This is a genomic window from Nonomuraea sp. NPDC003560 (assembly GCF_042878785.1).
Classification (GTDB): Bacteria; Actinomycetota; Actinomycetes; order Streptosporangiales; family Streptosporangiaceae; genus Nonomuraea.
On record NZ_JBIAOF010000002.1, the window covers coordinates 37,627 to 63,595 of the forward strand.

Genomic DNA, 25,969 nt, shown 5'->3' on the forward strand with positions numbered 1-25,969 from the left:
GTCACAACCCAGCGAAACGCCCGAACCAGGAGGAAGCGACGGCGACCTCCGGCTTCCGGCCCCAGCGGGGGCGCGGCGGGCGGGTCAGGCCGGGGTGATGCCGTCGTAGTCGATCAGGAGGTGGCGGGGGCCGCGGAGCACCGGGCTGGGGCGGTACGGCGGCGGGTCGGCGACCAGCCGCGGATTGCGCACCCGGCGCACCAGCTCACCCAGCACGATCTGCGCCTCCAGCCGGGCCAGCGGCGCGCCGAAGCAGTAGTGGACGCCGCCCCCGAACCCCAGGTGCTCGTTCGGCCGGCGGCACGGGTCGAACCGGTCGGGCTCGCGCACGTGGGCCGGGTCGCGGCTGCCCGCCGCCAGCGCCAGCACGACGGGCGAGCCGGCCGGGATGGTCACGCCGCCGACGACCACGTCGTCGAGGGTGACCCGGGAGGAGACGAGCTGCACGGGCGGCTCGAAGCGCAGCAGCTCCTCGACCGTGGTGATGACCAGGTCGGGGTCGGCGCGCAGGCGTTCCAGCAGCATGGGGTCGCGCAGCACGGTGAGCATGCCGTTGGCGATCAGGTTGATCGTGGTCTCGTGCCCGGCGATGAGCAGCAGCAGGGAGGTGGCGACGACCTCCTCGGGCGTCATGCGGCCGTCCGGGCCCTCGTAGGTGACGAACCCGGACAACATGTCGTCGCCCGGCTCCCGCCGCCGCGCCTCGGCCAGCCCGGCGAGGTATCGTTCCAGGTTCTGCGACACCGCCTGGCGCTCGCGGGCCCGCTCGGCGCGGTCCTCCTCGCCCGGCCCGAGCGTCTCGACGATCTGGTCGGCCCAGGCGTGGAACTGCTGCTCGTCCTCGGCCGGCACGCCGAGCAGCCGGCAGATGACGGCGATCGGCAGCGGGTAGGCGACCTCGTCCACGACGTCGGCCCGGTTCTTGCCGGCCAGGGCGTCGATCAGCTCGGTGGTGGTGGCCAGCATCATCGGGCGCAGCCCGTCCACCACGCCCGGCGCGTGCGGCGGGCCGAAGTGGCGCATGGTCAGGCGGCGCAGCCGGTCGTGCTCCGGCGGGTCGAGCCTGATGAAGGCGGGCGCGTGCTCCGGCTCCTCCGGCGCGTTCGCCAGGTTGCGCCGGTCGGAGCTGACCCGCGGGTCGTGCAGCAGCTCGACGATCTCCCGGTACGTGCTGACGACGTACGAACCGTCCGCCAGCCGCGTCACCGGGTTGCGGCGCAGCTCCCCGAGGAACGGGTAGGGGTCGGCGCGGCCGGCCGGGTCGAGGATGCGCTGCATGGCGGCGTCCGAGGTCATGTCCTGCACTCCTGTCCTTGGGTTCCTGCCGGGTCAGCTCTGCGGCTCGTGCAGCAGCGAGGCGCGCCGCTCGGCCGGGTCGTGGCCGGTCACCACGACCGTCGCCCCCTCGGCCGCGACCAGCCGCTCGGGCACCCGGGCCGGCACGGGCCGCGCCTCCCCCCGCATGTCCACGTGCCGGAAGGCGGGCGGGAAGGGCGTGGCCCGCTCGATCAGCCGCTGGTAGAACTCCAGCCACATGCCCTGGTCGAAGGTGACCGCGGCGGTGATCCGGCCCTTGTAGCCGTAGACGGCGACGAAGCGGCGCTCGTCCGTCGAGCCCTGGGTGACGACGAGCTCGTCGGCGAAGGTGGGCACGCCCACCGACTTGATGTTGACCCCGAACTGGCTGGACCAGAACACCGGCACCGACAGGTGCGGCCAGCGGTGGGTCTGGTCGCTGACCATGTTGTGGGCCGCGATCTCGGCCTGGGTGACGGCGTTCCCCCAGTGCTCCAGCGTCATGAACTGGTACTGGTACAGCGGGTGCGGGAAGCGGGCGATGTCGCCGGCGACGAAGACGTCGTCGGTCACCAGGCCGTTGGTGTCCACGGCGCGGCAGCCGGCGTCGCAGGCCACGCCCCACACACCGGCGGCCAGCCCCGAGTCGAGCAGCCACTCGACGTTGCGCACCGAGCCGAGTGCGACGACGGCGACCTCGGCCTCGACCGTGCTGCCGTCCGACAGATGGGCGCCGCGCAGCCGTCCCTGCCCGTCGCCCTCCAGCGCGGTGACCGTGGTGCCGCATCGCAGGTCCACGCCGTGCTCGCGGTGGAGCTGGGCGGCGACGTCGCCGATCACGCCGCCGAGGGCGTTGACGAGCGGGGCCGGGCCGCGTTCGACGACCGTCACGGGCAGGTCCAGCTCGCGGCAGACCGAGGCGATCTCGCTGCCGGTGAACCCGGCGCCCAGGATGAGCACCCGGTTGGGGCGGGCGGCCAGCGCCTCCCGTAGGCCGGCGGCGTCCCGCATCGAGCGCAGCGTGTGCACGCCCGTCAGCCGGGCCTGCTCCTCGTGCGGCCAGGGCCGGGCGCGGGTGCCGGTGGCCAGCAGCACCCGGTCGAAGCCGACCTCGCGGCCGTCGGCCAGCAGGACGCGCTTGCCGGCCACGTCCAGGCCCGTCGCCCGGGTGCCCCACAACCATTCGGCCTCGACCTCGCGCAGGTGGGGCAGCATGACGTGGTCGGGCGCCACCTGCCCCATGAGCACCTGCTTGGACAGCGGCGGCCGGTCGTACGGCTCGGCGGGCTCGTCGCCGATCACGGTCAGCGACCCGGTGAAGCCCTCCCGCCTGAGCACGCCGGCGGCCCGCGCCCCGGCCAGGGACGCGCCGACGATGACGATGCGCCCGTCGGTCATCCCGCGCGCCGGCGGGCCGGGCGGCTCGGGCGTGAGCCGGGTGGCCGTCCAGTCGAGGTGGATGGCCTGGACGGGGCAGGCCGCCGCCGCGCGCAGCACGTGCTCGCGCCGCTCGTCGCCGGGGTCGAGGTCGTACAGGAGGGACTCCTCGCGCATGGTGAAGACGTCGGGCGCGAGGAAGGCACACTGCCCGTACCCCTGGCAACGCGTCAGATCGACGACGACTTTCACCGGCCATCCCCCTGTCGAGCGAGCCGCGCGCCCGTTCCCCGGCCGGCGCGCCCGGCCCGGACTGGCCTACCCCCGCCGCCCGCGCCCGTAGCCTGCGCGCGCCGATCCTGCCCTGCTCTTTAGCCGGTACGGAGGGAATTCACGCCATCCCCGTGCGCCCCCGCTCGCCGGGGTGACCCGGCCCCGTAACCGGCTCGTCGGGCAGTCGGTAGGCATTTGTCAGTGATCGCCGATAACGTTCCGCGCAACGTGGCGGCGGGAGATCGATCCGCGCCTCGACACATTCCCATGGCTTCACGGCATGGCCTCACGCCATGCCTGCACGAGGAGAGGCGGCGGCAATTGGGTTGGCTGGCGGCGGGCGACGCGTACGAGGTCGCCCTGATAGAGGGCCGGGTCACGGCCAGGGCCACGTCCGGCCGCTCGGCCGGACGGCAGCTGAAGACACTGCCGAAGGCGGTGCGCGAGCACCCCGAGGCGGACCGGCTGCGCCGCTTCGCCGAATGGCTCGACCGGCACGCCGCATCCTGTGTGGCGCACGTGGACGCCTGGATGGTGTCCTCGCTGCCCGTGCCGACCGAGCTGATCGCCAGGGTGTGGCCGGACGAGGCGTGGCGGACGGCGCTGCGTGACGTGGCGGTCGTCGGCGACGACCCCGACGAGGTGGGCTTCCTGCGCGACGCGACCTCCTCCGGCGAGCTGCGCATGGTCAACCTCGACGGCGAGACCGTCAGGCTGGCCCCGCGCACGGTGACGCTGCCGCACCCGGTGCTCCTGCCCGACCTCGACGACCTGCGCGAGTTCGCCGCCGAGCTGGGCATCACGCAGAAGGTCGAGCAGATCCACCGGGCCATCTGGCGCAAGCCCGCCGACCAGGGCGAAGGGGTGCGCCAGGTGAAGGACTTCGCGGGCGGCACGTACGCCTCCCGGTTCGGCGTGGCGGCCCGCGCCACCCAGCTCGGCTACCGCGTCTCCGGCGGCTACGCCACCTGCCAGGTGCGCGACGCCGGCCGGCTCACCGAGGCCGCCGTCTGGATCGGCGAGCCCTACTGGGACAGCGAGACGTCCACGGGCGATCTCACCTGGCGCGACCAGGACGGCAGGACGCTCACGCTGCGCGAGGTCGGCCCGGTCGCCTGGTCGGAAGGCATGAGGATGGCCGCCGCGCTGCACGCCGGCCGGCAGGTCGAAGAGGGGAAGAGCGCATGACCGGGGACATCTCGCAGAACGCCGAGGCGCGGGAGCTGCTCGACGCCGGCGCGGTGCTGCCGGCCGGCACCGAGGGCGCGGGGGAGCGGGCCGTGCCGCTGGTCGCCCGCGCCTACCGGCACCCCGGCCTCGACGACCGGGTGATCGTGCGCCTGGTCACCGAGGAGCTGAGCGGCGCCGAGGACGCGGTGGGCGGCTTCCTCGGCCTGGTGCCCGAGGGCGAGGCCGCGGTGGTCGGCCTGGGCCTGCGGCGCTCGCTCGGCTTCCCCGAATGGGTGCTGGTCCACCACCCCCAGGACGGGCACCACGCCCTGGCCGTCGTGCCGGAGCTGGAGCGCGTCGCCCGGCAGGCCAGGACCAAGCCCAAGACGGCGCTCGACGCCTACCAGCGCCTGGCCGGGCAGCTCGCCGCGTCCGTCCCGCACTTCCTGCCGACCTTCTACGAGCAGGCCGCCCGCGTGTTCACCGCGGCCGACAACGCCCAGTACGCCGGGCAGCTCTTCTCCGCCGCCCGCCGGGCCGAGGCCCAGCACGGCCTCCCCGTGGACGACGACCGCCTCGACGCGGTGTTCCTGGAGTTCGCGCTGGCCGGGGCGCTGCCGGTCAAGGCGCTGTCCGGGTACGCCAAGGAGCTGACCGCCCGCCTGCCCGCCGCGGAGGCGCTGAACAGGTACGCGCGGCTGTGCGTGCGCAGGACCGCCGGCGGCCTCGCCCCCTCGGCGCAGATGGCCGCCGACATCCGCAGGCTCGCCAAGGCCGCCGGCGTGGACGCCGAGGCGGCCGAGCAGGACTACCTGGCCGAGGTGCTGGCCCTGCCGGCCGCCATGCAGGCCCCGACCGGCTGGTGGAGGTCCCACGCCCCGGCCGTCGCGGCGCTGGCCAGGCAGCGGCCGGAGCTGCGCGGCACGCTGCTGAACGTCATCCCCGACAGCCACGACCGGGAGCTGCCGGGCCTCTGGCTCGACATCCTGGAGAGCGCGGGCGCGACCGCCGGCCTGCACACCGACGTGCCCGAGTCCGAACGCCCGGCCGACGGCGCCGCCGGCTGGCTGCGCAGGTTCCTCGCCGCGCGGCAGCGGGCCTGGGGCGTCGCGCCGCACCTGCCCGCCCTGCACGCCCTGATCGAGCGCATGGCCGACCGGCTGCGCGCCGAGCTGGCCGCGACCGGCTCGACGATCGCCGTCGACGACGAAGCCGACCTGATCGACCTGCTGCTGGCCCTCGGCATCCCCCTGGCCGACCCCGGCGACGGCGCCCGGCTCCGGCTGACGCACTGGGCGGGACACGACGACCGCCGCGACCTGCTCGCCCTGGCCGCCGACGGCCGCTTCCACACCGCCTTCCGGCGCGGCGCCGACTACCTCGACCACGACGACGAGGGCAGGGCCACCGTCCGCGCGCTGGCCGCCGCGCCGGGCGGGCGTCCGCTGCTGACCGAGTGGGTACGCCTGGTCGCCCGCCGATCGGCCGCCGCCGGCCTGTCCAACCTGCCCGACGCCCTGTGCTGCCTGTCCTGGCTGCCCGGCGAGGCCCTGGCCCTGGCCGAGGACGAGGTGCGCCAGGCGGTGACCGACGCCGACGTGGCCGGGGTGCTGGCCCGCGCCCTGCGCTCCGGCGTCATCGACGAGCTGGGCTGGCCCGCCTTCGAGCAGGCCGCCACCCAGCTCGTGCCGGAGAAGGACATCGACGACCTCGTCGTCTGCGACGCCTGGCCGAACCTGGTCGTCGCGGGCACGGCGCAGGCCCGGGTGCTCTCGGCCGACGGCGTCCTGCTCACCCACGACCTGCGCGTCCCCAGGGACGACACCTGGAGCGATCCCGGCTTCCACTACGTGGACGGCGAGCTGCTCGTCTACTGGGACTCCCGCGACCGCGCCAACGGCCTGCGCGGCTACTGGCACACCTCCGCCGACCGGGTGCGCGACCTGGACGGGACCGACCGGAGCCGGGGCACGCGGCTGGACTACTACCAGGGCGACGACCCGGTCAGCCTGGCCGTGCCCGGCGGCGGCCGCACCACCGGCCACGGCGTGCTGCACGCCGGTGACACGGCCGTCCCCGACGAGCGGCCCCTGCTCACCGACGGCACGTCGTTCTGGACGTGGATCTGGGCGGAGCACGACAGCGGCTGGTACGAGTTCGACCCCGCCGGCGGCGGCGTCGGCAGGAAGTCGCTGCCCGGTTTCCTCGCCGGCATCCCGGACGTCCGGCCATCCGGGGGCTGGCTGCTGCCCGCGCCCTCCGACGAGCCCACCCCGGTCGGCGCCCCCGTGGACGGCCTGTACGGCCTGCGCGTGGTCGAGCTGCCCGACGGCTCCCACCGCGCCGAGGACCTGTCCGGCGTCTCGGTGACGCTGCCGCCGGACGCCGGAGTGCCGGTGCGGCTGCTGACGTTCCCGGGCACGGATCGGGCCTGCGCCGTCGTGCGCGGCAGCTACCGGATCAGCCTCGTGGACGCCGACGGCGTCGTCCTGGCCGAGTACCGGACCGACGCCAAGCCGGGCGCCTTCGGCGCGGGCACGCCCATCCTGCCGCCCGAGCGCTACTGGTACTGCCTGCGCCCCCGCGACCTCGAAGGCTCGGCGGCGCTGCGCCGCGCGGACCGCGAGACCGCCGCGGCCCTGCTTGAAGCGGCCACGCCGCAGGGCGCCGACCTGGCGGCGGCCGTCCGCGCGCTGCTGCCGGGCATCACCCACGAGGCGCTGGTCAAGGGCGTGGCCGGGATCGTCGGCTTCGCCGCCACCCAGCAGGACGCGGTGCGCGCCGTCGTGGCCAACCTCAACCGCGCGCTGGCCGGCGACCCGGCCGCCGAGCGGGGCCCGTCCGGGCCTGCCGACCTGCTGCTGGACGAGGCGCTCAACGGCATCGGCGACGGCCGCGGCTACCACCGCCACAACGCCGACGCCGCCTTCCAGCAGATCCGCGCGGTGGGCGGGGCCGTGACCGCCGGTCAGGACCGCCCGCAGGTGGCCAACCACCTCCGCCTGCCCGGGATGCCGGCCTCCGGCCTGCGATGGGAGCGCCTGCTCGACCACTGCGCCGCCGTGGCGTACCGGTGCGCGGCGCCGACCACCCCGGCCGAGCACCGGGACGCGCTGGGCGTGCTGCTCGGCGAGCTGCGCGACGGCGGCCTGCCGGTCGCGGCCGGCTCGTCCCGCTGGCGCCGCATGACGGTGACGCTCAGGCGCGAGCACATGGTCGGCGCGGACGGCGCCCCGGCGGACGGCTCGCTCTCGGGCGTGCTGCCGCTGGGCGGCGGCGCGTTCGTCGCCTTCCTCGACCTGCGCGAGACGGACGCCGACGGGCTCGAATGGACGGCGCTGTGCCACGACCCCGCCGAGGTGTTCGAGGTGCCCGCGCCCTACACGGTCCGCGACACCTCGCCCGTCGGCGGGGACCGGGAGGCGAGTTGGTTCGCGGCGTTCCTCACCGAGGCGGCCGCGCGCGGCCCGGCCCCCTGGCACGACGCCGCCGCCGAGGAGTTCGCCCGGCTCACCGGGGTCTCATGGACCGCCGCGCGGCTGGTCGTGGCCGGGTTCCCGCAGGTGGACACCTACGCGCGGACCTTCCTCGACAAGGAGGCCCGCGCGACGATCGGCGTGAAGGTGGCCGAGGCCGCCGTCGCCAAGGACGAGCTGCGCGCCCTCGGCGCCGGCGTGCGGCGGGCCGTCACAGCGGCGCTGCTGCCCGCCGACCCGGCCCGCCTGTGGACCGACGGCCCCGACGCGGCCGCCGCCGCGCGGGTGTGGAACGAGCGCGTCGGGCAGCGGCTCGCCCTGCCCGAATGGCTGCTCGGCGAGGCCGCCCGCACGCTGCGCATCCTGGACGACCCGGCGCCCGCCCTGCGCGCCGTGCTCGACCCCGCCGCCGCTCCCGAGCTGAGCGTGGACCTGGAGTGGGAGGTGCGCGGCGACCGCGTCCACCCCGTCGGCCAGGGCACCGGGTTCGGCGAGCGGTCGCTGGTCACGGCCGTCGCCACGGCCGCCTGGCTGGCCCACCGGCTGCCGGCCGGGGATCCGCTGCGCGCCGGGCTGCCCGCCGCCCTGTCGGCGGTCCGCGACCGGCTCGCCCACCCCGGGCTGCTGATCGACCTCGACCAGTACGTCGGCCTGCCCGCGTTCAAGAAGGTCGCGGGCACGCCGACCGAGGTCGGCGACGGCTACGAGCGGTACGGCGCGGTCGTCATGGCCACCTACGACAGCCAGCCCTCGCCCGCGCTCCGCCCGCACCTGCTCGACGCGGCCGGAGAGGACCCCTACCTGCGGGCCCTGATTGGGCTCAACGGCTCGTTCCCCGCCGTGTCCGCGCTGCGCACCGCCCTCGACCCGCGCTTCGCGGCGCTGCTGGCCGACCCCGGCGACCCCGCCCAGGGCGACCGGGACGCCGACGGGACCTGGTGGCCGCAGGACCCCACCCGCTCGGTGCCCGACCTGGTGGTGGACGTCGCCAAGGCGCACGGCCTCGGCGAGGACGCCGCCGCCGTCTACCTGATGCTGCTGGCCATGCCCGACCCCACCGACCGCAACACCGCCCGGTGGACCGGCTGGAAGCCGGCCCGGCTCAAGGCCGCGCGGGCCGAACTGGCCCGCACCGACCTGGTCGTCCAGGCCGTGCGCGCCCGCGCCGGACGCTCGTTGTTCCTGACCGGCGGCTGGTCGGAGGAGCGCACGCCGCGGCTCCCGCTGGAGCAGTGGAAGCTCCCGATGTTCAGCCCGAACGCGGGCCTCGGCGGCCTCCTCGTGCCCGGCGAACCCGTGGCCGACCTGTACGCCAGGGCCTGGCGGCGCGTCCAGGACGGCGACGTGCCCCGGTTCGAGCAGCTCGACGTCAAACGCGGCCGCCGCCGCTGACCCTGTCATCACACACGAAGGACACGAAACCCCATGACCCTCACCGACGAGGCGACCCCCGCCACGCAGGTGGTCTCCGCCGAGCAGCGGTACGCCACCGAACTGGCCTTCCTCGCCGCCCACGACGACGGCCCCCGCCCGCCCGGCTGGCTGCTGACGCCGCGCGCCGTCGTGACCTTCATCTGCGGCAGCGGCGAGGAGACCCTCTCCCTGCCCGCCCGCGACGGCCTGCCGTCCAAGCTCAAGGTGGCGCCCAAGTTCGTCGGCGAACGCGCGCTGGTCGAGCGCTGCGTCGTGACGCTGGCCGGCGAGCGCGGCCTGCTGCTGGTCGGCGAGCCCGGCACGGCCAAGTCGATGTTGTCGGAGCTGCTGGCCGCGGCCGTCTGCGGCACCAGCGCGCTCACCGTCCAGGGCACCGCCGGCACCACCGAGGACGCCTTCCGCTACGGCTGGAACTACGCGCTGCTGCTGGCCCAGGGGCCGAGCCGGGGCGCGCTGGTGGACTCCCCGGTGCTGACCGCCATGCGATCGGGGCGGGTGGCCAGGGTCGAGGAGATCACCCGCTGCCTGCCCGAGGTGCAGGACGCGCTGGTGTCCATCCTGTCCGACCGGCGGGTCAGCGTCCCCGAGCTGGCCGGGACCGACGACGCGCAGGTGGCCGCCGTCCCCGGGTTCACGGTGATCGCCACGGCCAACCTCCGCGACCGCGGCGTGTCGGAGATGTCGGCCGCGCTCAAGCGGCGCTTCAACTTCGAGACCGTCGATCCCATCTCCGACGCCGCGGCCGAGACGTCCCTGGTGCGGCGGCAGGCCACGGCGGTCGTCCAGCGCGCCGGCGCCGGGTTCGCCGTGGACGACGCGGTGCTGGAGGCGCTGGTCACGGTCTTCCGCGACCTGCGCACCGGACGGTCCGGCGAGGGCTGGGACGTCGAGCGGCCGGGCACCGTGATGTCGACCGCCGAGGCGGTGCAGGTGGCGGCCTCGCTCGGCGTCGCGGCCGCGTACCTGCCGGGTGGCGACATCCTCGACCTGGTGCCCGGCCACCTGCTGGGCGTCGTGCGCAAGGACGACCCCGCCGACCACGGACGGCTGCTCGGCTACTGGGACGGGCCGGTGCGGCGGCGCGCCGAGGACGGCTCGGCCATGTGGCGCCGCCTCTGGGACCTGCGGGAGAACCTCCGTTGACCCCCCACACCCCGACCGACCCGGCCACCCCGGCCGCGCCGCTCGACCCGGCGGATCCGCGGGTGGTGGTGGCCGGGCTGGCCGCTGCGACCCGGCCGTACCTGGTGGGGGTGCGGCACCACAGCCCGGCCCTGGCCGTCGTGCTGCCCGAGCTGCTGGAGGCGGCCGACCCGGAGACGGTGTGCGTCGAGCTGCCCGCCGACTTCCAGCAGTGGCTGCCCCACCTCGCCGACCCGGCCACCGTCGCCCCGGTCGCCCTGGCCGGGAACGGCGCGGACGGGCTCGGCTTCTACCCGTTCGCCGACTTCTCCCCTGAGCTGGTGGCGATCCGGTGGGCGGCCAAGCGCGGCGTGGAGGTGCTGTGCTGCGACCTCCCGCTGTCGGACCCGGGCCGGCAGGCCGCCGGACCCGAGGCCGAGGCCGCCGAGGGCCGGCAGGCCGCCGGGCCTGAGGCTGAAGCCGCCGACGCGCCGCGCTTCGCCGACGCGCTGGCCGCCGCGGGCACCGGGCGGGCGGGCGACGACATGTGGGACCGGGCCGTCGAGGTCCTGGCGCCGGGCTGCGAGCCGGAGGCCGTCCGCCGGGCCGCGCTCGGCGTCGGCTGGGCGCTGCGGCGCGACGCGGCTGCGGGCGGCGGCGTCCAGGCCAGGGATCTGGCGCGGGAGGCGTACATGCGGCGCGTGGTGTCCGCCGCCGCGGCCGGTGGACGCCGGGTCACCGCGGTCGTGGGCGCCTTCCACGCCCCCGCCCTGCTCGCCACCGACGACACCCCCGCCCCCGCCTCCGCCCCCTCCGACTCCGCTCCCACCGCCTCCGCTGGGTCCGCGCCCGCTGGGTCCGCGCCCGATGGGGCGCGGGCCGTCACCTCGCTGGTCCCGTACGCCTTCGATCTGCTCGACTCCCGGTCGGGCTACCCGGCCGGGATCCGCGACCCGCGCTGGCAGCAGGCGGTGTTCGAGGCGGACGGCGTGCCGGACCGGGTCAGGGACGGCGCCGCCCGCGCGATCACCGACCTGTGCAGGGAGCTGCGGGCCGCCGGGCACACGGCGGGCACCGGCGAGGCCGTCGAGACGCTGCGCCTGGCGTGCGACCTCGCCCGTCTGCGCGGCCTGCCCGCACCCGGCCGCGGCGAGCTGCTGGAGGCGGTGACGACCGTCCTCGGCCAGGGCGAACCCCTGGGCCGCGGACGCGCGCTGGCCAAGGCGCTCGACACGGTGCTCGTCGGGACGGCCAGGGGCCGCACCGCCCCCGGCACCCCCCGCTCAGGGCTCGGTCCCGCCGTCGAGGAGGAGCTGGCCGCGCTCAGGCTGCCCTGCCCGGACGACCCCGACCCGCGCGAGGTGCGCCTCGACCCGCTCCGCTCCGACCTGGACGCGCGCCGGGAGGTGCTGCTGCGCCGGCTGCACGTGTGCGGCATCGGCTACGGCGAGCCGATCCAGGTCGCGGGCACCGGCGACGCCGGCGCGCTCACCACCAAATGGCGCCTGTCCTGGACGCCCGCCGCCCCCGCGCTGCTCGACCTGGCCGGCGTCCGGGGCGTGACCCCGGCGCAGGCCGCGGCGGGCACGCTGCGGGAGACCTACCGGCGCGAGTCCGCGGACGGCGGCCCCACCTGCCGCACCATCCTCGACGGGCTGCGCGCCGCCGCCCGCTGCGACCTGCCGGAGCTGGTCGGGCAGCGGCTGGCCGACGCCGCCGGCACACTGCCCGCCACGGCCACCCTTCCCGAGCTGCTCGACGCCCTCGACCTGTTGGAGGCGCTGCGTCGCGAGCACCTTCCCGGCACCACGCCGGAAGGACGCGAGCAGGCGGGCGAGCTGGCCGTCACGCTGCTGGAGGCCGCGGTCCGGTCGCTGCCCGGACTCGCCGGCAGCGACCGGCCCGAGGACGCGGTCGCGCTGGTCGCGCTCGCCACGCGGGCCGGGGAGGACCGGCTGGGCCTGCGGCTGGACGACGCGCTGGGCGCGCTCGCGAGCACCGGGGCGCCGCTCGTCCAGGGGGCCGCGCTGGCCGCCCGCGTGCTGCTCGACCTGGACGGCCCCGAGCTCCTGGGCGCGCGGGCCGCCGGCTGGATCGACACCGCCACCACCCCGGACGGCCGCCGCCGGCTGAGCCTGCTGCTGACCGGCGTGCTCACGGCCGCCGGACCGCTGCTCCAGGCGGCGCCCGCCGCGCTCGGCCCGCTGATGGACCGGGTGGACGAGCTGGCGGACAAGGAGTTCCTCGACCGGCTGCCCGCCCTGCGCGGTGGGTTCGACACGCTCGCCCCGGCGGCGCGCGGCCGGCTGCTGGCGGCGGTGTCCGAGCGGCTCGGGGACCGTCCGGACCTGACGCTGGACGCGCCGCCCGACCTGCTGGCCACCTGGACCGCCGCCGACCTGGCCGGCCTGACGGCCCTGCACACCCTCGGCCTCTTCCCCCCGCACGACGCCCCGGCCTCGCCCGACGCCCCGGTCTCGCAGGACGCCCCGGTCTCGCAGGACGCCGCGGCCTCGCAGGGCGGTCCGGTCCCGCTGGTGGAGGGCGGGGAACCGGTGCCTCCGGTGTCCACGCGCCAGGCGGCATGCGGGGAGCCGGTGTCCGGGCGGCGGGTGGAGGGCGGGATGCGGATCGGTCCGGCCGACCGGTGGCGGTTGCTGCTCGGGCAGGAGCGCGAGCGGCTGCCCGCCGGCGCCCGCCCGTACGCCCGCGCCCTGGACGAGCTCTACGGCGCCGGCCGCGGCGAGGGCGCCGACGACTTCGGGCAGCAGGGCGACACCGGAGGCCAGGGCGACCCGTTCCCCACGGCCCGCGAATGGGCCGACGAGCTGGAGTCCCTGTTCGGCGGCGACGTACGCGAGGAAGTGCTGGCCAGGGCCGCCGACGCCGGACGGCACGACGTGCTCGCCGAGCTGGACCCCGCCGCCGTGCGGCCGTCCGTCGAGCTGCTGACGTCCGTGCTGTCGCTGGCCGGTGGGCTGCCCGAGCAGCAGGTCGCCAAGCTCAGGCCGCTCGTCCGCCGCCTGGTCGCCGAGCTGACCCGCGAGCTGGCGACCCGGCTGAGACCCGCGCTGACCGGCCTGGCAAGCCCGCGTCCGACCAGAAGGCCCGGCGGCCGGCTCGACCTGCCGCGCACGCTGCGCGCCAACCTGGCCCACACCCGCCGCCTCGACGACGGGCGGCTCGTGGTGGTGCCGGAACGGCCGGTGTTCAGCACGCGGGCCAGGAAGGAGGCCGACTGGCGGCTGATCCTCGTGGTCGACGTGTCGGGGTCGATGGAGGCGTCGGTCGTGTGGTCCGCGCTGACGGCGGCCGTCCTCGCGGGCGTGCCGACGCTCTCGACGCACTTCCTGGCGTTCTCCACCCAGGTGATCGACCTGACCGACCGGGTGGAGGACCCGCTGTCCCTGCTGCTCGAAGTGCGGGTCGGCGGTGGCACGCACATCGCCGCCGGGCTCGCGCACGCCCGGACGCTGGTCACCGTGCCGAGCCGTACGCTCGTGGTCGTCGTCAGCGACTTCGAGGAGGGCTACCCGGTGGGCGGCCTGCTCGCGGAGGTGCGCTCGCTGGCCGGGTCCGGCGTCCACCTGATGGGCTGCGCGGCGCTCGACGACCAGGGCGTGCCCCGTTACTCGCTGCCCATCGCCCAGCAGCTCGTCGCGGCCGGCATGCCGGTCGCCGCGCTCAGCCCGCTCGCCCTCGCCCGCTGGGTGGGGGACCGCCTCCGGGGAGAAGTCCGGTGAACACCTCTGCAACGCTCCCGCCCGCCGCGCCGCACGTGGTGGCCGCCGCCGTCGACGGTCTGACCAGCAGGTTGCGCAAGAAGCTGGACGCGGCCGTCGACCAGTACGCCGCCCTCGGCCGGGTGGCCGACGGCACCGACGTGGTGGTCACGTGCGGCGAGGACGCGGTGGTCACGCTGTCGCCGGGGCCGTCGGGGGTGATCGCGGAGGAGGGGCAGGCCCGCTGCTCCTGCCTCCTCGCTCCCCGCTGCCTCCACCGCGCCGCCCTCCTCACCGCCTGCCCCCTGGCCGACCCGGCCGACACCCTGCCCCTGGACGTGGAGACGGACACATCCCCGTCCCGTTCCGGGCAACCGGACACGCCCTCCACCGACGGACGCCCCGCCCAGCCGGCCACCGAACCCGGCCGGCGACCGGACACCCACCAGGCGGGCGCCGAGCCGGGGCCCGGCCCAGAAGCCGACCAGGCGGGTGGCGACTCCGGGTCGGGTCCACGGGCCGGGCAGCAGGTGGGTGCTGCGTCCGGGGCGGGCTCAGGGGCCGGGCAGGCGGGCGCCGGATCTGGGCGGGGCTCGGGGGAGGCGGTCGTTCCGGCTGCGCCCGGGGCGGCGCAGGTGGCGGCGGCCGCGGGGTTGTGGCGGGCGGCGGCCGCCGTGCTGTCGGCGGGTGTGCCGGGCGCGGGCGCGGTGCCGCAGGCCGAGCTGCTCAGAGCCGCCCACACCGCCCGCCTGGCCGGGCTGCCCAGGGCCGAGGCCGCCACACTGCGGGTGGTGCGCGGGCTGCGCGCCGCCCGTGCCCGCTACGACAGCCACCGCCTCGCCGACCTGGTCTCCGCCCTGCGGGAGTTGCTGCTCACCGTGGGCCGGCTGGCCGCGTCCGATCCCGACCCGGCGCTGGTCGGCACCGTACGGCGCGGCTACCGTCCGAACGGCGGCCTGAAGGTGTACGGCGTCTTCCGCGAGCCCGTGATCAGCAGCACCGGTTACGGCGGGGTGGTCACCCACCTCGTCACCGACGACGGACGCTGGTTCTCGGTGGCCGACGTCAAGCCCGGGGGCCCGGCCCGTGCCCGTGGCGCGGCGACCGCGACCGTCGCCATCGGGGCGGCCATGATGAGCCACGCGCAACTGGCCCGGGGCGGACTGCTGATCGCCGGAGCCACCGTGTCCCCGGACGGCCGCCTCGGCGCGGGCAAGGGCGTACGGGCCACCCCGGTCGCCGGCCTGGCCTGGACGGACGGGCCGCTCGGCGCGCTGTTCGCCCGGCCGCTGTCCGAAGCGGTGGGGGCCCGGCTGTCGGCGGGGGCGTGGAGCGAGGAGGAGGCCGCCGAGCAGGTACGGGAGCCGGTCGGCTGCGACCTGGTGATCGTCGGCGCGGCGGGCGACCACGTCCTGGCCCGCCACCTCCCACCCACCGCCCCGCCACAACCGGCCGAAGCCGGGGGAGCGGTGGTCGGCGGTGAGGGGCCGGTGGTCCGGCTGGTTCCGGCGAACCGTCATCCCGATCTCGCGTACGTCGAGAACCTGCGGCGGCTCGCCTCGCGCCCCGGCCTGCGGGTGCGCGTGGTGGCCAGGGTCGAGCCCGGCCGGGCGGCGACGCTCGTCCCGCTCGCCGTGGGGCCGGTCGCGGGGGAGGAGGCGACGCTCAGGCTGCCCCCCGAGTGGCAGGGCCGGGCCGACCTCGGCTACGACCGCCTCCAGGGCTCGCACCTGCCACCCGCCGACGCCGGCCCCTCGCCCGCCGACGCCGACCCCTCGCCCGGCCGGGACGCGTACGCCGAGATGGACCCGCTGGACGGCGCGCCGCTGTGGCGGGTGCGCCGGCTGGTCGAGCTGGCGGTCTCCGGCGGACGCAGGGCGGTCGCCGAGTCCGCGCGCGGCGGCGACGCCCGCGGGCAGGCCGCGTCCCTGCGCCGCGCCGGGTTCCGCACGGCCGCCGACCTGGCCGTCGCGCTCGCCGACGAGGCCGACCGGCGTGAACGTGACGTGTTCGGCAGGCCGGCCGAGGCCGATCCGGACGGGTACGCCCGCGCCTGGCTCACGGCGGCGACCCACCTGGCCGCCACCGAACGCGCCCTCGTCCGCACCTCCTGGCAGGCCACCCCCTGAACAACCGGCGACCGGGCCGCCCACCACACGGGCGGCCCGGTCCCGCGGGAGGCGAAGGGGTGTGGTGGGGGCGTGAAAAGGGCGAAAGGGCAGCCGCGCGGTGATGGCCCCGCGCGCGAGAGCTGGCCGCCCCACCAGAAGGCATGGCGGAAACGGCCCAAGCCCGGGGTGAGAGGGGGCCATCCCACCAGGAGGTGTGGGGGAGACGGCCCCAAGCCCAGGTGTGGGAGGGGCAGTCCTATTCGGAGGCGTGGGGGGCGAAGTGGGGGCGGAGGCGGTTTTCGTACAGGGTGAGGGCGGCGGCGATGGCCATGTGCATGTCGAGGTACTGGTAGGTGCCCAGGCGTCCGCCGAACCAGACGTCCCGCTCGCCCTTGGTCAGGTCGCGGTACCGGCGCAGCCGGGCGCGGTCCTGCGGCGTGTTGATCGGGTAGTACGGCTCGTCGGCCCGGCCGGCGAAGCGCGAGTACTCCCGCATGATCACGGTGGCGTCGGACGGGTACCAGGTGCGTTCGGGATGCAGGTGGCGGAACTCGTGGACGCGCGTCCACGGCAGGTCCTCGTCGGCGTAGTTGATCACCGACGTGCCCTGGAAGTCGCCGGTCGGCAGCACGGACGTCTCGAAGTCGAGCGTCCGCCAGCCCAGCTCGCCCTCGGCGTAGCCGAAGTAGCGGTCCAGCGGCCCGGTGTAGACGACGGGCACCGCGCCGGCCAGGCTCTCCCGCACGTCGAAGAAGTCGGCGCCGAGCCGGATCTCGATGTTGGGATGGTCGGCCATGCGTTCCAGCCAGGCGGCGTACCCGTCGGTGGGCAGGCCCTGGTAGAGGTCGTCGAAGTAGCGCCCGTCGAAGGTGTAGCGCACCGGCAGCCGGCCGATGATCTCGGCGGGCAGCTCGGCCGGGGCCGTCTGCCACTGCTTGGCGGTGTAGCCCCGGATGAACGCCTCGTACAGCGGCCGGCCGATCAGCGAGATCGCCTTCTCCTCCAGGTTGCCGGCGCTGGTCACCTCGGCGGCCTGCCGGGCGACCAGGTCGCGGGCCTCGTCGGGGCTGAGGTGGCGGCCGAAGAAGGCGCAGATCGTGCCCAGGTTGATGGGCATCGGGTAGACCTGCCCCTTGTGCACCGAATAGACCCGGTGTTCGTACGGCGTGAACGACGTGAACCTCTGGGCGTACTCCCACACGCGCGCGTTGGACGTGTGGAACAGGTGCGACCCGTACCGGTGGACCTCGATGCCGGTCTGCGGCTCGCGCTCGCTGTAGGAGTTGCCGCCGACGTGGTCCCTGCGCTCCAGCACCAGCACGCGCATCCCCAGCTCGGACGCGCACCGCTCGGCCACGGTCAGCCCGAACAGACCGGAGCCGACGACGACTAAGTCGGCGTTCATGCGGCTGCGGGGACGAGCCGGTCCAGCCACCGCCGCACGGGCAGCGCCAGCACGACCCCGGCCAGGACGAGGTGGACGAGGAAGAAGATCACTGCCACGGCGACGCTCGGCGGCCCGCCGACGAACACCGCGATGTGCGAGGCCCACGTCAGCGTGCCGGGCCGGCCCTGCGGCCAGTCGCCGAGCAGCCACATCGACAGGTCGTTCAGCCCGGAGATCACCACCAGGACACTGGCGAGCCCGACCTTCAGCACGCGGTCGGAGCGCGCCCCGCCCAGCCGGTAGGCGAACAGCACGGCCAGCACGGTGAAGGAGTTCATGAAGAGCATGAACTGGTAGAGCTCGGGGAAGGCGGCCTTCTGGTCGGCGGACTCGGCGTAGGAGAAGATGTGCAGCACGTTGACCGTGTCGAGCACGCCCATGTAGCCGACGACCAGCGCGCACATCAGCGCCATGCCCAGCCCCGGACGCCGGGGGAACCCGGCCACGGCCAGCACCGCGAACACCAGCGGGCTGACCTTCCACAGCGCTTCGAGCGGGTTGTCCAGAGTACGGTCGGGCGGCAGGATCACCATGATCAGGGTGGCCGCCCCGGCGCCCAGGACGGCGGGCGCCAGCCACAACCAACGCCTCAATGAACGACCTTCTCGGTGAAGAACGGTCCCAGGGCCAGGGCGTCCATGTCGGTCTTGAGGTAGCAGCGCACGGCGTCCTCGGGGGTGCACACGATGGGCTCCTCGTTGTCGTTGAACGAGGTGTTGACCACCATGGGCACGCCGGTCAGCTCCGCGAAGCGGGAGATCATCGCGTGGTAGCGCGGGTTGTCGGCCGCCGAGACCGTCTGGACGCGGGCGGTGCCGTCCTCGTGCGTGATCGCCGGCACCTTGTCCCGCTGGTGCTCCAGCACGTCGAACACGAGCAGCATGACGGGCGAGGGGTAGCCGCTGGCGAAGTACTCGCCGGCGTGCTCGGCCAGGCAGGAGGGCGCGAAGGGGCGGAACGGCTCGCGGTGCTTGACCTTCTCGTTCAGCCGGTCCTTGGCGTCGGCGCGGCGCGGGTCGGCCAGGATCGAGCGGTTGCCGAGCGCGCGCGGCCCGCACTCCATGCGGCCCTGGAACCAGCCGACGATCTTGCCGTCGGCCAGCGCCTGCGCCGTCGTGTCGTTGATGTCGTCGGTGCGCCGGTAGTCGAGGCCGGCGTCCTGGAGCGCCCGCTCCATCTCCTCCTCGCCGAACTGCGGGCCGAGGAAGATGTACTCCTCGTCGCGCGGGCGGCGCATGCCGTACTTCTCCACGCCCAGCAGCAGCGCCGCACCCAGCGCCGAGCCGTCGTCGGCGGCGGCGGGCTGGGCGAAGAAGTCCTCGAACGGCGTCTCCAGCAGGATGCGGCCGTTCATGACGCTGTTCAGCGCGACGCCGCCGGCGGTGACCAGGCGGGTCTGCCCGGTCTTGGCCTGCAGCCAGCGCGCCACGTGCAGGCCGGTGCGCTCCAGCGTGGCCTGCAGCGCGTACGCGACGTCGGCGTAGTGCTGGTTGGGGATGGCGCGCTCGCGCGGCCTGGCCGGGCCGAAGCGCTCCAGGAACTTGGCCGACATCTGGTGCTTGCCGGTGGCGTGGTGCCGGAACCAGCTCAGGTCCAGCTCGAAGTGGCCGTCGGGGCCCAGGCGGACCAGGTCGGCGAAGTCGTCCACGTAGCGGTCGGTGCCGTACGCGGCCAGGCCCATGACCTTGCCCTCGTCCCGGGTGGGGTTGAAGCCGAGGTAGCCGGTGACGCCGGCGTACATGGCGCCCAGCGAGTGCGGGAACTTGACCCGGCGGATGTCGTGGATCCGGCCGCCCTTGCCCAGCCCGAGGTAGGTGGAGGTGCCGTCGCTGCCGATGCCGTCCCAGGTGATGATCGCCGACTCCTGGTACGGCGAGATGAAGAACGCGCTGGCGGCGTGGGCGCGGTGGTGGTCCATCAGGTGGACCTTGAACTTCGTCCGGCCCCGGAAGTTCTGCGACTCGCGCAGGATCTTCTCCAGCGTGAACCCGCGCCGCAGGTGCAGCAGCAGCGCGCCGCCCACGTTGTAGTCGTCCGGGTGGGCCTGGCCCTTCTGGTCGGACAGCGTCTCCAGCAGGCCGCTGGCCTTGTCGCCGTAGTCGCCGGCGTCGTTGCGGAAGACGGCCAGCGTGTGGGGCAGGTGCCGGGCGAAGTGGCCGAGCGCGTGCAACGTCTCGCGGGGCGCCTGCCAGTAGTAGGCGACGTGGTCGACGTCGGCCAGCGTGATGCCGGCCTCCTCCAGGCAGTAGCGCACGGCCTGCGCGGGAAACCGGCCGTCGTGCTTGACCCTGGTGAACCGCTCCTCCTCGGCGAAGGCCACGATCTTCCCGTCGGCCACCAGGGCCGCCGCCGAGTCGTGGACCTGGCTGATGCCGAGCACATACATGAATGCCCCCTGACAATGCGCATGACCCAGCGGCCCCGCGTCGGAGATCTTCCTAACAAACCGTCCGGAAAGAAATCAATACCTATCTTTTGACTGACTCGTATGGATATATTCCGCAACCGGGGTCGAGCCGGGTGGGAATGCCCGGGCCCTGTCACAGGGTGAACCGGGGTTGATACACGTGGTGAAGACCGTTCCATGAATGAGCATCCGCTTCCGGTTCCGCCGGACGGCCTGGCACTCACCGTGGTCGTTCCGTGCCTGAACGAGGCCGACAACATCCCTGACACCTATCGCGAAATCGCAGACGCGCTGGGTGACCAGGGCGAACTCGAAATTCTCTTCGTCGACGACGGCAGTACGGACGACACGCTCGCGCGCATTCGAATGATCGCCGAGAGTGACAATCGTGTGTCGTTCATATCGTTGTCCAAGAATTTCGGCGTGGAGGCCGCCTTCTCGGCCGGTTATCGGTACGCCCGGAACCCCTGGGTGCTGCATCTCGACGCCGACCTGCAGTTCCCGCCCACCGAGGCCAAGCGGCTGATCGAGCGGGCGGCCGACGGGTACGACGCGGTGTTCGGCATCCGGGTGGACCGCAAGGACCCCTGGCCGCGGCGGACCGCGTCGATCGTGCACGACTGGCTGGCGCGGCGGCTGCTGGGCATCGAGATCCCGCCGCGCGCCACGACGTTCCGCCTGGTCCGCACGGAGATCGCGCGCCGGATCGTGGACCTGCGGCTCGGCACGCCGTACTTCCTGGCCACGCTGCCGCGCCTGACGCGCGCCTGGACGACCGTGCCGACCGCGCACCGGCCGCGGGTGCACGGCTCGTCCAAGGTGACCGTGCGCGGGCTGGCCAGGCACTCGCTGGACCTGTTCTTCGGCTTCTCGTCGCGGCCCATCTCGGCCGCGGTGTGGGCGGGCCTGATCGGCCTGCCCGTGGCGCTGCTGGCCGGGATCACCGGCAGCGCGCTGCTGTTCGGGCTGGCGCTGGCCGCCGCCCTGTTCGGGCTGAGCATGATGGCCCGCACGCTTCTGCACATCTCTCGCGGTCAGGCCCGTCCGCCGCTGTTCCTCGTACGGGAGGCCAACGTGCCGGTCGATTCCGCTGACCTGCTCGCCGGGAGGCTCACATGACCGGCGCCGGCCGCACCATCGCGGTTCTCGGCGGCGCGGACGGCGCCATCAGCACCATCCGCGCCGCGGCCCGCCTCGGCGTGCGCACGATCTGCGTGGACATGCGGGCCGACGCCCCCGGCGTCGCGCACGCCGACGAGTTCCTCGACCTCAGCACCCGCGACGTGCCGCGGGTCGCGCGGGCCCTGGCCGAGCGCGACGACCTGGCCGGCGTGGTCTCCCCGGCCAGCGACGTCAACCTGCCCTCGCAGCTCGCCCTGGCCGCCCGGCTCGGCCTGCCGTGCGGGCTGTCGGAGGGCGCGGTGCGCGGCTCGGTGGACAAGGGCTGGTTCCGCGCGATGTGCGCCCGGCTCGGCCTGCCCGGCCCCCGCCACGTGAGCGGCACCGCGGAGGAGGTGCTGCGCGACGCCTCTGACCTGGGCTTCCCGCTCATGGTCAAGCCGGTGGACTCCTCCGGCAGCCGCGGCGTGTCGCTGTGCCGCGCGCCGGACGAGCTGCCCGAGGCCGTGGGGCTGGCCAGGGAGTGGTCGCTGTCCGGCCGCGTCGTGGCCGAGGAGTTCCTGGAGGGCGCCCACTACACGGCCGAGGCGTTCGTGATCGGCGGCAAGGTGGCCCTGATCGGCCTGGCCGAACGGGAGCTGACCCCGCCGCCGCTGTTCATCACCGTCCAGCACACCATGCCGGGCCCGGACCACGTCACCGACGCCGTGCGCCCGATGCTCGACGCGATCTGCGCCGAGACCGGGCTGCGCGAAGGGCCGCTCAGCGCCGACGTGCTGGTCACCGGGACGGGCGAGGTCGTGCTCGTCGAGATGGGCGCCCGCCTGGGCGGCAACGGCCTGGCCGAGCTGCTGGGCCTGGTGCACGGCGTGGACGTGGTCGAGCAGTACGTGTTGTCGGCCATGGGCGAGACGCCGTCCCTGACCCCGGCGGCGACCCGGTACGGCGCGGTCCGCGTGCTCAACGCGGAACGCGACGGCAAGCTGGTCCGGGTGGACGGCGAGGAGCAGGTCAGGGCGCTGCCCGGCGTCGTCGACCTGGTGCTGGCCGCCGCCCCCGGCGACCACGTGGAGCGCTACACGCGGGCGGGCGCCAAGCTCGGCTACCTGACCGTCGCCGCCTCCGGCCGGGACGCCCTGGCCGGCGTGCTGGCCGAGGCCACCGGGCTGCTCCGCTTCGAGATCGGGGACGGCCTGTGAGCCATGGACTGGGCGTCGCCGTGCGGGAGGTGCGGCACGTCGTGGACGCCTTCCGCGCCATCCGCCGCCCGCGCGCCGAGACCGACCGGCTCACCCTCGACGGCCTGCGCGACCTGCTGGCCTTCGCCCGCGCGCACGTGCCGCACTACGCCGACCCGCGCTACGACGTGCCCCTGCACAGCCTGGCCGACCTGGCGAAGCTGCCGATCCTGGACAAGGCCACCGTGCTGGACGGCGACCTGTCCCGCTTCCACACGCCCGGCCTGAGCGCCAAGGACTACCGGCTGGACCGTACGAGCGGGACCACGGGCCGCGTCCTGGAGGTGCGGCACGACGTGGCCGCCTACGGCTACCACGGCGCGACCATCTTCCGCCGCTTCCTGCTGTCGGGCTACCGGCCGTGGTGGCGGATCGCGCACATCAAGCCGTTCCCCCGCCCGCTGCGCTGGTTCCAGCGGCTCGGCCTGTTCCCGCGCACGGTCATCGGCGCCGGGCAGGGCGACGCGAAGATCCTGGCCGACGTGCTGAAGGTGCGCCCGCACCTGATCATGGGCTACCCGGTGGTGCTGCGCGGGCTGCTGCGCGCCGCCTCGCCCGCCGACGTGGCCCGGCTGCGGCGCACGCTGCGCATGGTCATGACCGACTCCGAACTGCTCACCGACGAGGTGCGCGAGCTGCTGCAGAACGGCTTCGGCGTGCCGGTGTACGACGAGTACTCGGCCTACGAGGTGCTGACCGTCTCCACCCAGTGCGACCGGGGCGCGATGCACGTGGACGAGGACCGCGTCCGCCTGGAGATCGTGGACGACGACGGCATGCCGGTGCCCGACGGCCAGGACGGCGCGGTCGTGGTGACCCACTTCAGGGAACGGGCGATGCCGCTGGTCCGCTACCGCCTGGGCGACCGCGGCATGATCGTGCCGGGGGAGTGCGGCTGCGGCAACCGGTTCATGCGCATGCGGGTGACCGGCGGCCGGTCCGACGACTACATCACCTTCCCCGGCGGCCACCGCGTCTACACCGCCACGTTCCTGTCGCTGGCCATGTGGACGCCTGGCGTGGCCGAGAGCATGGTCCGCCAGGACGCCGACGGCAACGTCACCGTCCACCTGGTCCCCGAGGCGGGCCGGGACTTCGACGAGGTGGCCGCGGCCTACCGGGACGGGCTGGCCAAGCAGGTGGGCGGCCCGGTCGAGGTGCGCTTCGAGCAGGCCGAACGGGTCACGCTCACCCCCGGCGGCAAGGGCAGGTTCGTCGAGTCGGCACAGGCCGGCCCGTGACCGTGAGCCTGCGCCGCAGGCCGCCGCCACGCCTCGTGGCGGTGACGGCGGCCCTGTTCGCCGGGCGCGGCGCGTTCCGCGCCGCCCTGTGGACCGCCAACCTGGTGCTGCTCGGCCTCTGGGGCGCCGACGAGTTCGCCCTGTACGCCACCGCCAACGGCGTGTCCGGCTGGCTGCTGGCGCTGACGTCCAGCGGCATCGAGAAGGCGGCGCTGGCGCTGGTGCCGCGGCGCGGCGGGCAGACGCTGCGGCCGCTGTTCATGCTGCTGGCGGCCACGCCGTTCGCGCTGGCCGTGCCCGTCTGGCTGGCCCTGGCGGCGGCCGACCCCGGCGGCGCGCCGGCCCGGTACGCGGCCGCCGCCGCCTACGCCTGCGGGCTGGGCTGCTGCGCGGTCATGGCGGCGCTGAACCGGCTGCGCGGGCGGGCGCGGGCCGACGTGTTCGCCTACCTGACGCTCGCCGTCGCGCAGGCGTCCGGCGTGGGGCTGGTGGCCCTGACCGGGATGCGGGCCAACGCGCTGCTGGCCCTGCACGTCGGCGTGCTGGCCGTGCTGAACGCCGTGCTGGCGGCCGGGCTGATCCGCGGGCGCGCCGGCAGGGCGGACAAGGGCGCCTACCGCCCGGCCGTGCGCGCGGCGGCGCTGCTCAGCGTCGGCGAGGTGACCGCGGTCGCGGCCACCTCGGTGACGTTCGCGTACTTCGCCCACCTGGGCGACGCGCAGCAGACCAGCGTCTTCTACGTGTGGTCGGTGGCGCTGTCGGTGGTCGTGATGGGCGTGTCGTACCTGCTGCGCATCCTCCAGCCGCGGGTGGCGGTCTGGATCGAGGGCACGGGCGAGGCCGGCGCCCGCCGGATGGCGCGGCGCATCCTCGCGCCCGCCGTGCCGGCCGGCGCCCTGGCGGTGGTCGTGCTCGGGGTGGTGCTGGCGGGCGGCCAGCGGGGCATGGTGGCGACCGGCGCGGCGCTGCTGGCCGAGGCGGCCCTGACGGTGGCCGTGCTGCCCGCGTTCCTGCTGGTGGAGAACACCGACGACCGGGGACGGCGGCTGGCCGCGGTGGCCGCGTGCCTGCAGTTCGCGGTGGTCGCCGCCGCCGGTTGGTTCCTGGTGCCCGCCGCGACGGCGTTCGGCGCGCTGCTGGCGTACTGCGCGGGCGAGGTGGTCAAGGGCGGCGTCATGCTGGCCACGCTGAAGAAGGAGACCTCATGAAGGGCTTGCCCAGCACGATCCCGGTGGTGCCGGTGGTGCGGAACCTCTACCTGGCGCGGTCGCGGGACCGGATGGACCCGGCCCGGCTCCAGGTCGTGCAGGACCGGCTGCTGACGGGGCTCGTCCGCCATGCGCACGCCAACGTGCCGTACTACCGCCGCGTGTTCCCGGCCGACGCCGTGGCGGCGCTGTCCACCGCCGCCGACCTGGCCGCCCTGCCGATGCTGAACCGGACGACGCTGCGCGACCTGCCGCCCGCCGAGCTGATGGCCGCCGGGTTCACCCCCGACAACACCCGCGAGGCGCCCACCAGCGGCTCCTCCGGCGTGCCCATCCGCCCCTTCTACTCCGAGGGCGACCTCGGCTACCTGCGCGCCACCTACCTCCAGGACCTGCTGGCCTCGGGCCTGCGTCCCTGGGACCGGATCGGCTACTTCCGGGTGGGCGAGTTCCGGCCGCACCGGCTGCAGCGGCTCGGCCTGGCCCGTACGGTCCACGTCAACACCAGCCGCAGCCTGGACGAGCAGGTCGAGGCGTTCCTGCGCGGACGGCCGACGTTCCTGTGGGGCTTCCCCGGCTGCATCGTCACCCTCGTGGACGAGCTGCGCCGCAGGAAGATCGCCTACCGTCGCGTGCACACCGTCATCTTCGCCGGCGAGACGCTCACCCCCGAGGCCCGCGAGCACGTGCTGAACTACTTCGGGGCGCGCGGCCACGAGGTGTACGCCTCGGTGGAGGCGTACACGATCGGCCGCACCTGCCCCGAGGGCGCGATGCACCTGCGCTCGGCCGACGTGGTGGTGGAGGTGCTGCACGACGACGGCGGCGTGTCGCTGGCCGACGGCGAGGGCGAGGTCCTGGTGACCCGGCTGCACGCCGAGGCGATGCCGCTGATCCGCTACCGGCTCGGCGACCGCGTGCTCATCGAGCCGGACGACTGCCCGTGCCGCGCCTTCCACACCCCGATCATCCGCCGGATCCAGGGACGGACCGAGGACCGCGTCGTGGCCGCCGACGGGCGCACGGTGCACGCCAACTTCCTCACCAACCCGGCCGTGATGCCGACGGCGGGCGTGCGCGGCGTGCAGGTGCTCCAGTACCGGCCGGGCGCGGTGGAGATCCTGCTGGTGCCCTCGCCGTCGGCCCCCGCCGACCTGGCCGGGCGGGTCCGCGACGCCGTGGCCGCCGTCGCCAAGGACTTCGAGGTGACCGCGCGCACGGTGGACAGCATCACCCCGGAGCCCAACGGCAAGGTGCGGATGGTCAAGATCATGCACAACACCCCCGCCTCCTGACGCCCGCCGCGGCCCGGCCGTCCGCCGCCGGTC

Annotated in this window: 15 protein-coding genes; 10 read left to right on the plus strand and 5 right to left on the minus strand. The window is 75.1% G+C overall.

Going from position 1 to position 25,969, the window contains the following annotated elements:
* Positions 1 to 84: 84 nt before the first annotated feature.
* Both ACFYUV_RS05880 and ACFYUV_RS05885 read right to left on the minus strand, forming a co-directional pair.
* The gene (locus ACFYUV_RS05880) at positions 85 to 1,296 is read right to left on the minus strand and encodes a cytochrome P450 (RefSeq protein ID WP_387665401.1); all 1,212 of its coding nucleotides are present in this window, start codon (positions 1,294 to 1,296) and stop codon (positions 85 to 87) included.
* Between the two features lie 33 nt (positions 1,297 to 1,329).
* Positions 1,330 to 2,925, minus strand: coding sequence for an FAD-dependent oxidoreductase (locus ACFYUV_RS05885; RefSeq protein ID WP_387665404.1), 1,596 nt, complete (start codon positions 2,923 to 2,925; stop codon positions 1,330 to 1,332).
* A 342-nt stretch (positions 2,926 to 3,267) separates the two neighbouring features.
* Between ACFYUV_RS05885 and ACFYUV_RS05890 the strand changes: the two genes are divergently transcribed.
* The 5 genes from ACFYUV_RS05890 to ACFYUV_RS05910 are packed head-to-tail and all read left to right on the plus strand — an operon-like array spanning position 3,268 to position 15,999.
* Complete coding sequence (locus ACFYUV_RS05890; RefSeq protein WP_387665406.1) at positions 3,268 to 4,134, plus strand: DUF4132 domain-containing protein; 867 nt, start codon at positions 3,268 to 3,270, stop codon at positions 4,132 to 4,134.
* Positions 4,131 to 8,984: a DNA-binding protein gene (locus ACFYUV_RS05895; RefSeq protein WP_387665408.1), complete on the plus strand. Its 4,854-nt coding sequence runs from the start codon at positions 4,131 to 4,133 to the stop codon at positions 8,982 to 8,984. Before ACFYUV_RS05890 ends, ACFYUV_RS05895 begins: the two co-directional genes overlap by 4 nt.
* Positions 8,985 to 9,017: 33 nt before the next feature.
* Positions 9,018 to 10,169, plus strand: coding sequence for an AAA family ATPase (locus ACFYUV_RS05900; protein WP_387665410.1), 1,152 nt, complete (start codon positions 9,018 to 9,020; stop codon positions 10,167 to 10,169).
* A complete protein-coding gene (locus ACFYUV_RS05905; RefSeq protein ID WP_387665413.1) occupies positions 10,166 to 13,891 on the plus strand; it encodes a DUF5682 family protein in 3,726 nt (1,241 codons plus the stop codon). The genes ACFYUV_RS05900 and ACFYUV_RS05905 overlap by 4 nt, the downstream gene beginning before the upstream one ends.
* On the plus strand, positions 13,888 to 15,999 hold the full coding sequence (locus tag ACFYUV_RS05910; RefSeq protein WP_387665415.1) for a hypothetical protein: 2,112 nt from the start codon (positions 13,888 to 13,890) through the stop codon (positions 15,997 to 15,999). The genes ACFYUV_RS05905 and ACFYUV_RS05910 overlap by 4 nt, the downstream gene beginning before the upstream one ends.
* Before the next feature lie 238 nt (positions 16,000 to 16,237).
* Here ACFYUV_RS05910 and glf read toward each other — a convergent pair whose 3' ends face one another.
* Genes glf through ACFYUV_RS05925 form a run of 3 tightly spaced genes read right to left on the minus strand, consistent with a single transcriptional unit; the run spans position 16,238 to position 19,814 of the window.
* A complete protein-coding gene (gene glf, locus ACFYUV_RS05915; protein WP_387665417.1) occupies positions 16,238 to 17,386 on the minus strand; it encodes a UDP-galactopyranose mutase in 1,149 nt (382 codons plus the stop codon).
* Positions 17,383 to 18,021, minus strand: coding sequence for a hypothetical protein (locus tag ACFYUV_RS05920; protein WP_387665420.1), 639 nt, complete (start codon positions 18,019 to 18,021; stop codon positions 17,383 to 17,385). The genes glf and ACFYUV_RS05920 overlap by 4 nt, the downstream gene beginning before the upstream one ends.
* On the minus strand, positions 18,018 to 19,814 hold the full coding sequence (locus ACFYUV_RS05925; protein WP_387665423.1) for a carbamoyltransferase: 1,797 nt from the start codon (positions 19,812 to 19,814) through the stop codon (positions 18,018 to 18,020). The genes ACFYUV_RS05920 and ACFYUV_RS05925 overlap by 4 nt, the downstream gene beginning before the upstream one ends.
* 198 nt (positions 19,815 to 20,012) lie before the next feature.
* On the opposite strand from ACFYUV_RS05925, the gene ACFYUV_RS05930 reads away from it, so the two are divergent.
* The 5 genes from ACFYUV_RS05930 to ACFYUV_RS05950 are packed head-to-tail and all read left to right on the plus strand — an operon-like array spanning position 20,013 to position 25,936.
* Positions 20,013 to 20,954 (plus strand): glycosyltransferase family 2 protein, encoded by a 942-nt coding sequence (locus ACFYUV_RS05930; RefSeq protein ID WP_387665425.1) that lies wholly within the window; start codon positions 20,013 to 20,015, stop codon positions 20,952 to 20,954.
* Positions 20,951 to 22,153 (plus strand): ATP-grasp domain-containing protein, encoded by a 1,203-nt coding sequence (locus ACFYUV_RS05935; protein ID WP_387665428.1) that lies wholly within the window; start codon positions 20,951 to 20,953, stop codon positions 22,151 to 22,153. Before ACFYUV_RS05930 ends, ACFYUV_RS05935 begins: the two co-directional genes overlap by 4 nt.
* Positions 22,150 to 23,433, plus strand: a complete 1,284-nt coding sequence (locus ACFYUV_RS05940; RefSeq protein WP_387665430.1) for a phenylacetate--CoA ligase family protein — start codon at positions 22,150 to 22,152, stop codon at positions 23,431 to 23,433. Before ACFYUV_RS05935 ends, ACFYUV_RS05940 begins: the two co-directional genes overlap by 4 nt.
* Positions 23,430 to 24,641, plus strand: coding sequence for a hypothetical protein (locus tag ACFYUV_RS05945; RefSeq protein WP_387665433.1), 1,212 nt, complete (start codon positions 23,430 to 23,432; stop codon positions 24,639 to 24,641). The genes ACFYUV_RS05940 and ACFYUV_RS05945 overlap by 4 nt, the downstream gene beginning before the upstream one ends.
* Positions 24,638 to 25,936, plus strand: coding sequence for a phenylacetate--CoA ligase family protein (locus ACFYUV_RS05950; protein ID WP_387665436.1), 1,299 nt, complete (start codon positions 24,638 to 24,640; stop codon positions 25,934 to 25,936). Before ACFYUV_RS05945 ends, ACFYUV_RS05950 begins: the two co-directional genes overlap by 4 nt.
* The last annotated feature ends 33 nt before the right edge of the window (positions 25,937 to 25,969 follow it).

What these genes read in the sequence shown, in the direction of transcription:
- ACFYUV_RS05880 (WP_387665401.1), bottom strand. Translation starts at nt 1,296, where the DNA reads ATGACCTCGGACGCCGCCATGCAGCGCATCCTCGACCCGGCCGGCCGC.
- ACFYUV_RS05895 (WP_387665408.1), top strand. Translation starts at nt 4,131, where the DNA reads ATGACCGGGGACATCTCGCAGAACGCCGAGGCGCGGGAGCTGCTCGAC.
- ACFYUV_RS05900 (WP_387665410.1), top strand. Translation starts at nt 9,018, where the DNA reads ATGACCCTCACCGACGAGGCGACCCCCGCCACGCAGGTGGTCTCCGCC.
- glf (WP_387665417.1), bottom strand. Translation starts at nt 17,386, where the DNA reads ATGAACGCCGACTTAGTCGTCGTCGGCTCCGGTCTGTTCGGGCTGACC.
- ACFYUV_RS05925 (WP_387665423.1), bottom strand. Translation starts at nt 19,814, where the DNA reads ATGTATGTGCTCGGCATCAGCCAGGTCCACGACTCGGCGGCGGCCCTG.
- ACFYUV_RS05930 (WP_387665425.1), top strand. Translation starts at nt 20,013, where the DNA reads ATGAATGAGCATCCGCTTCCGGTTCCGCCGGACGGCCTGGCACTCACC.
- ACFYUV_RS05935 (WP_387665428.1), top strand. Translation starts at nt 20,951, where the DNA reads ATGACCGGCGCCGGCCGCACCATCGCGGTTCTCGGCGGCGCGGACGGC.
- ACFYUV_RS05950 (WP_387665436.1), top strand. Translation starts at nt 24,638, where the DNA reads ATGAAGGGCTTGCCCAGCACGATCCCGGTGGTGCCGGTGGTGCGGAAC.